Genomic DNA, 629 nt, shown 5'->3' with positions numbered 1-629 from the left:
GAGGAGATAAGGGGCATCATTTACACGACCCATACGATAGAATCCTTGAACATGTCCCTACGGACAATAACCCGCAATCGGCGTATCTTCCCAAGCGACGAGTCGGCGCTGAAAATAATTACACTGGAAATACTGGAAGCCTCAAACAAGTGGACGCTCCATATCAAGAACTGGGGGCAAGCACTCGGATATTTCTGTCTCCAGCATCCGGACTTGCGGGAGTTGCACTTAATTGCAGCATAATCTTGTCCAGCTTTTTGTCCGCATCCCCGACTCGGTTTTTTGGGTTGCCGTGTAACAGAGGTTTGACAAACCTACAAAATCTTGCCGAAGAAATCTCATTTAGTATTTGACTGAACAGGCTCCCACATCTTATCATAATAAGCACCTCCGTTTTTGTCGTTATCTTTGAGTATCGTCGCTTATATGATAACACTTGGGCGGAGGCGTTATTTCTTTAGGTCATCTTGGACAAGAGTGAGTCTTCTACACCACTGAAGAAGGAAATAAAGCAAGAGACTGTTCTGGGCACATAACCTTCTGCGGGGAAATTGCAAAAGCGGGAAAAGAAATTAATATGTCGCTGGATAGCGATATGGTAGACATTCTAAAAATATGGAAAAAACAAA

1 protein-coding gene is annotated in these 629 nt (G+C 43.9%); it reads left to right on the top strand.

Annotated features, from left to right (window positions below; all coding sequences use genetic code 11):
• Positions 1 to 243, top strand: a 243-nt coding sequence (locus RRY12_13375; GenBank protein ID MEG2185663.1) for a transposase, incomplete at its 5' end; no start/stop codon positions are given.
• Positions 244 to 629 lie beyond the last annotated feature (386 nt).

Origin of the sequence: Cloacibacillus sp. (assembly GCA_036655895.1) — a bacterium.
Classification (GTDB): domain Bacteria; phylum Synergistota; class Synergistia; order Synergistales; family Synergistaceae; genus JAVVPF01.
The sequence above is the reverse complement of the archived record's forward strand: the minus strand, read 5'-3'. Positions and strand labels throughout refer to the sequence as shown.